General features: G+C 66.9%; 6 protein-coding genes. 5 read left to right on the top strand and 1 reads right to left on the bottom strand.

Annotated features, from left to right (window positions below; all coding sequences use genetic code 11):
- The first annotated feature begins 195 nt into the window (after nt 1-195).
- The 5 genes from pstC (at nt 196) to phoB (ending at nt 4,494) form a co-directional block, all read left to right on the top strand.
- Nucleotides 196-1,176, top strand: coding sequence for a phosphate ABC transporter permease subunit PstC (pstC, locus tag ACFE7U_RS13080; protein ID WP_375410163.1), 981 nt, complete (start codon nt 196-198; stop codon nt 1,174-1,176).
- 19 nt (nt 1,177-1,195) lie between these two features.
- A complete protein-coding gene (gene pstA / locus ACFE7U_RS13075; protein ID WP_375410162.1) occupies nt 1,196-2,101 on the top strand; it encodes a phosphate ABC transporter permease PstA in 906 nt (301 codons plus the stop codon).
- 49 nt (nt 2,102-2,150) lie between these two features.
- The gene (gene pstB / locus ACFE7U_RS13070) at nt 2,151-2,969 is read left to right on the top strand and encodes a phosphate ABC transporter ATP-binding protein PstB (protein WP_375410161.1); all 819 of its coding nucleotides are present in this window, start codon (nt 2,151-2,153) and stop codon (nt 2,967-2,969) included.
- A 68-nt stretch (nt 2,970-3,037) separates the two neighbouring features.
- Nucleotides 3,038-3,757: a phosphate signaling complex protein PhoU gene (gene phoU, locus ACFE7U_RS13065; RefSeq protein WP_375410160.1), complete on the top strand. Its 720-nt coding sequence runs from the start codon at nt 3,038-3,040 to the stop codon at nt 3,755-3,757.
- A 35-nt stretch (nt 3,758-3,792) separates the two neighbouring features.
- Nucleotides 3,793-4,494 (top strand): phosphate regulon transcriptional regulator PhoB, encoded by a 702-nt coding sequence (gene phoB, locus ACFE7U_RS13060; RefSeq protein WP_375410159.1) that lies wholly within the window; start codon nt 3,793-3,795, stop codon nt 4,492-4,494.
- Nucleotides 4,495-4,718: 224 nt separating this feature from the next.
- Here phoB and ACFE7U_RS13055 read toward each other — a convergent pair whose 3' ends face one another.
- A complete protein-coding gene (locus tag ACFE7U_RS13055) occupies nt 4,719-5,255 on the bottom strand; it encodes a GcrA family cell cycle regulator (protein WP_375410168.1) in 537 nt (178 codons plus the stop codon).
- Nucleotides 5,256-5,738 lie beyond the last annotated feature (483 nt).

Below are 5,738 nucleotides of genomic sequence, written 5' to 3'. Positions count from 1 at the left end.
GGTGGCCCTCGTCAAGGACGAGTGGAAGGGGATCAAGGGCAAGGACGGCAAGCCGGTCTTCTAAGACGCCCCGCGCCACGCGGCTACGGCGGTCGGGCCCGGCCTTTCCCGGGCCCGACTCCACAAATCCCCGCCTCCGGGCTCGCGTGGCGAGACGCCGGGCCTTACGACCCCTCGAGGTGAAGAAGACGTCGGATGGCCGCCTTGACTCAACAGATCGCCCTGGCACGGACCGAGAGCGCCGCCGCCCCGAGGAAGACTCCCGGCGGGATCGGCGACCGGATCTTCCGGATGGCCTCCTACGGCTCGGCCCTTCTGGTGCTCCTGTTCCTCGCCGGCATCCTGGCGTCGATCGCCTATGGCGGCTGGCCGGCCTTCCGCGAGTTCGGCCCCGGTTTCATCACGTCGAGCGCCTGGAACATCGGGCAGGAGCAGTACGGCGCCTTCGTGGCGATCATCGGGACCCTGGCCTCCGCCACCCTCGCGCTCCTGATCGGTGTGCCGATCTCGCTCGGCATCGCCGTCTACCTGACGCAGCTCTGCCCCGGCTGGGCGCGCAAGCCCGTCGCCATGACCATCGAGCTCCTCGCCTCGGTGCCGAGCATCATCTACGGCATGTGGGGCCTGTTCATCTTCGCGCCGCTCTTCGCGCGCTTCGTCCAGATCCCGGTCTCGAACGTCGTCGAGGGCATGCCCATCGTGGGCACGCTCTTCTATGCCCGCGTGCCGTCGGGTGTTGGTATCCTCACCGCCGGCATCATCCTCGCCATCATGATCGTGCCCTTCGTGGCCTCGATCACCCGGGACATGCTCGACCAGATCCCGACCGTCCTGCGCGAGAGCGCCTACGGCATCGGCTGCACGACCTGGGAGGTGGTTCGCCACGTCCTCGTGCCGCAGGCCTCGGTCTCGATCATCGGCGCGATCATGCTGGGCCTCGGCCGCGCGCTCGGCGAGACCATGGCGGTCACCTTCGTGATCGGCAACGCCAACCGGCTCTCGGCCTCGGTGTTCGATCCGGGCTCGACCATCGCCTCGCGCATCGCCAACGAGTTCAACGAGGCGGACGGCATGCAGCTTCACGCGCTCATGGCGCTGGGCTGCATCCTCTTCGTCGTCACCTTCATCGTCCTGATCGTCGCGCGCCTGCTCGTCCGGCGCGTGAAGGTCGCCTGAGGCTCAGGGAACCCGCATCATGGACGCCACCAACCCGATCCAGGCCGGCACCCCGCGAGCCGAAGCGGCCGTCACCGGCAGCCGCGTGCGGCCCGGCCGGCGCATCGCCGACCGCGTGCTCGTCGTCACCTCGACGCTGATGACGGCGCTCGGCATCGTCGTTCTCGGCTCGATCCTCCTGATGCTCATCGTCGAGGGCGTGCAGGGCTTCTCGCCGCTGCTCTTCACCGAGCCGACGCCGGGTCCCGGCTCCGAGGGGGGCGGCATCGCCAACGCGATCCTCGGCAGCATCGTGCTGACCTTCATCGGCATCGTCATCGCCACCCCCATCGGCGTGATGGCGGGCACCTATCTCGCCGAGTACGGCCGCAACTCGAAGCTCGCCGACCTCATCCGGTTCCTCAACGACATCCTGCTGTCGGCGCCCTCGATCCTGATCGGCCTGTTCGTCTACACCCTGATGGTGCGCACGATGGGCACCTATTCGGGATGGGCCGGCGGCGTGGCGCTCGCCATCATCGCGACGCCGGTCATCGTGCGCACCACCGAGGACATGCTGCGCCTCGTGCCCTCGACCCTGCGCGAGGCGGGAGCCGCCCTCGGCGCGCCGCCCTCGATCGTGATCAAGGCCATCACCTGGCGGGCGGCGAGTGCGGGCATCGTCACCGGCATCATCCTGGCTCTCGCCCGGATCGCCGGCGAGACCGCGCCGCTGCTCTTCACCGCGCTCAACAACAATTCCTGGTTCAGCCCGAACCTGATGGGCGGCATCCCGAACCTGCCCGTGATGATCTACCAGTTCGCGCTCTCGCCCTACCCGAACTGGCAGCAGCTCGCCTGGGCCGGGGCGCTGCTCATCACCATGACGATCCTCGCCCTGTCGATCGTCGCCCGCTTCGTCATCAAGAGCGACCGGGCGCGCTGAGGCGCGCCGTCCCGATCCCCTCCGTCTCGATCCCAAGGACGAACCCACGATGAGCGCCGAGCCCGCGATCACCGCCGCCCAACTCACCGGGCGCCACAAGGCCGACGAGAACGCTCCCGTCCGCATCGCCGTGAAGGACCTCAACTTCTATTACGGCAGCTTCCACAGCCTGAAATCGGTCAACCTCGACTTCCACGACCGTCAGGTCACGGCGCTCATCGGTCCGTCGGGCTGCGGGAAGTCGACCCTGCTGCGAACCTTCAACCGGATCTACAGCCTCTATCCGGAGCAGAGGGCGGAGGGTGAGATCATGCTCGACGGCCGCAACATCCTCGACCCCAGGATCGACCTGAACGAGCTTCGCTCGAAGATCGGCATGGTGTTCCAGAAGCCGACGCCCTTCCCGATGTCGATCTACGACAACGTCGCCTTCGGGCTTCGCCTCTACGAGCGCCTCTCGAAGGCCGACCTCGACGTGCGCGTCGAGGAATCCCTGCGCAAGGCCGCCCTCTGGGACGAGGCCAAGGACAAGCTCAAGCAATCGGGAATGGGCCTTTCCGGCGGCCAGCAGCAGCGGCTCTGCATCGCCCGCACCGTGGCCCAGCGCCCCGAGGTGATCCTGTTCGACGAGCCGACCTCGGCGCTCGACCCGATCTCGACGGGCCGCATCGAGGAACTGATCGAGCAGCTGCGCTCCGAGTTCACGATCGTCATCGTGACCCACAACATGCAGCAGGCGGCCCGCATCTCACAGTTCACCGCCTTCATGTATCTCGGCGAGCTCGTCGAGTTCGGGCCGACCACCCGGATCTTCATGAATCCTGAGAAACGCCAGACCCAGGACTACATCACCGGCCGCTTCGGCTGAGCCCTGCGCCCCTACCGACCCCACCGACCCGCCATTCCGAGAGGGATGTCCGATCGAGGAGTGCGATCATGTCCGGACACATCGTCAGTTCCTACGACAACGACCTCGATGACCTGCGCCGCTCGATCTCCGAGATGGGCGGGATCGCCGAGAAGATGATGAACGATTCCGGCCACGCCCTGGTCCGCCGCGATGTCGTCCTCGCGCAATCGGTCATCTCGGCCGATGCTCGCCTCGACGTGCTCCAGCGCGAGATCGAGGAGCGGGCGATCCTGCTCATCGCCCGGCGCCAACCGATGGCGATCGACCTGCGCGAGACGATCTCGGCCATCCGCGTCTCGAACGACCTCGAACGCATCGGCGACCTCGCCAAGAACGTCGCCAAGCGCGTCGTCGCCATCGCCGCCGAAATCCAGTCGCAGAAGGTCGTCGTGGGCCTGCAGCACATGGGCGACCTCGTCCAGGAGCAGCTCAAGGACGTCCTCGACGCCTATTCGGGCCGCGACACCAAGGCGGCCCACGACGTCTGGGAGCGGGACGACGCCATCGACGCCCTCTACAACTCGCTGTTCCGCGAGCTCCTGACCTACATGATGGAAGACCCGCGCAACATCTCGTTCTGCACCCACCTCTTGTTCTGCGCCAAGAACATCGAGCGGATCGGCGACCACACCACCAACATCGCCGAGACGATCCATTACCTGGTCACGGGCGACAACCTCCCCATGGACCGGCCCAAGAACGACGCCTCCAACTACGCCATGGTGGACGCCCCCGCCGTCACCTGATCCCTGCGTGTTTCCTGCGTGATTCCCGAAAGACCATGAGTACGCGCATCCTGATCGTCGAGGACGAGGAGGCCCTGACCCTCCTTCTCCGCTACAACCTCGAGGCCGAAGGCTTCACCGTCGATGCCGCCACGCGCGGAGACGAGGCGGATCTGCGCCTGCAGGAGCAGTTGCCCGACCTCGTCCTCCTCGACTGGATGCTGCCGGGCCTCTCGGGCATCGAACTCTGCCGCCGCATCCGCGCGCGGCGGGAGAGCGAGAGCCTGCCGGTGATCATGCTGACGGCGCGCGGCGAGGAGAGCGACCGCATCCGGGGCCTGGGCACCGGGGCGGACGACTACATCGTCAAGCCGTTCTCGGTCCCCGAGCTGCTCGCCCGCGTTCGGGCCCTGCTGCGCCGCGCCAAGCCCGCCCATGTCGCGAACATGCTGGTCGCCGGCGACATCGAGCTCGACCGCGTCAGCCACCGCATCCGGCGGCAAGGCCGCGAGATCCATCTCGGCCCCACCGAGTTCAAGCTGCTCGAGTTCCTGATGCAGAGCCCCGGCCGCGTCTTCTCGCGCGAGCAGCTCCTCGACGGCGTCTGGGGCCACGATGTCTACATCGACGAGCGCACCGTCGACGTCCATGTCGGCCGCCTTCGAAAGGCGATCAACCGCGCTCGACAGAGCGACCCGATTCGAACGGTGCGCGGCTCCGGCTATTCCTTCGACGAGATGTTCGCGCTCGACGCGTGAGTCCGGATTCGATTGAGATCGACCCGGTTCTCCCCGCCCTATTTCTCCCGGACGGGTGACGCGACAGCGGATTCCGAGCCGGCGCCCAGCGCGAGACGCCGCGAAGCGTCCGTCGACCTGTGCCGGGCCGCATGAGCCGCTAAAGCGGCATCGTCAGCGCTGGATCCCGGCTCCACCCAGCGCTTCGCTGACGGCGTCCGGGAAAGGGTTTGGGCGAATCCGTCTCAGCGAAATCCACCCACCCTGCGGTCGCGCTTGCGCTCGGCGGCCGGCTGGTAGGCGATCTCGGCGTGGTGCGTGCAATAGGGCAGCCCGGTGATCGAGCGATCACCGCAATAGTGGAAGTCCGTCGAGGTCGGATCGCCAAGGGGCCAGCGGCACATGGATTCCCGAAGGTCCATGATCGTGACGCGGCGCGAGACGGCGACGGCCACCAGTTCGGCCGCGACCGCCAGCTTCGGCTCCGGATGCGGCCCGGCTTCGGTCCCGACGGCGACCGGTGCCACGTCCGGCGGCAGGGTGGCATCCTCGGCGATAACCTCGACATCGGCCTCGCGCGCCGTCTTCTTGCGCACCGCCGCGACGGGATCGCCCGCCTTGACGCGGCCGGACAGTCCGAGGCGGTGGACCTTTCCGATGACCGCGTTACGGGTGACACCGGTGAGTTGAGCCGCAATCTGGCTCGCGCTCAGGCCCTCCTCCCACAGCCGGCGCAGAAGCTCGACGCGCTCGTCCGTCCAGCTCGGGACTGTCTCCACCATGGGCCCCTCCGACATTCGTCAATCGTCCACGTCTTACCCAGCACCGGCAGGAGCATCTTCCAGAAGATTGCTTCAAGAAGAAGACGCTCGAGATCCTGACGCGGCGCATCTATTCTGAAAAAACCGCACGCATTTTACGGGATAATGCTTCCATCGCCGATACTTGGATAAAACACCGAGCGACGGACGCGTCTCGAACCTTTGGGTGCTGGCCGTTGACGGATCGTCCCGGACGGCAGGGGGAACGTACAGGAGGCGCCGAGCCGGATGCAAGGGAGAGCGTGGGACGCTGGATCATTTCCACCGGCAAAGCCGGGATGGCCGCTTTCCCGCCCGCATTGCCGCGTTCCGCCGCATGACTATGTGTGAGGAGCGCCGAACGCATCGGCCCTGGGAGAGACCATGCCATTTGGACGGAGAGCGGCGGGCCTGATGCTCGTGTCCGTGGGAGCCATGTCCACGGGAGCCATGTCCACGGGAGCC

This window comes from uncultured Methylobacterium sp., from assembly GCF_964251405.1.
Classification (GTDB): domain Bacteria; phylum Pseudomonadota; class Alphaproteobacteria; order Rhizobiales; family Beijerinckiaceae; genus Methylobacterium.
The sequence above is the reverse complement of the archived record's forward strand: the minus strand, read 5'-3'. Positions and strand labels throughout refer to the sequence as shown.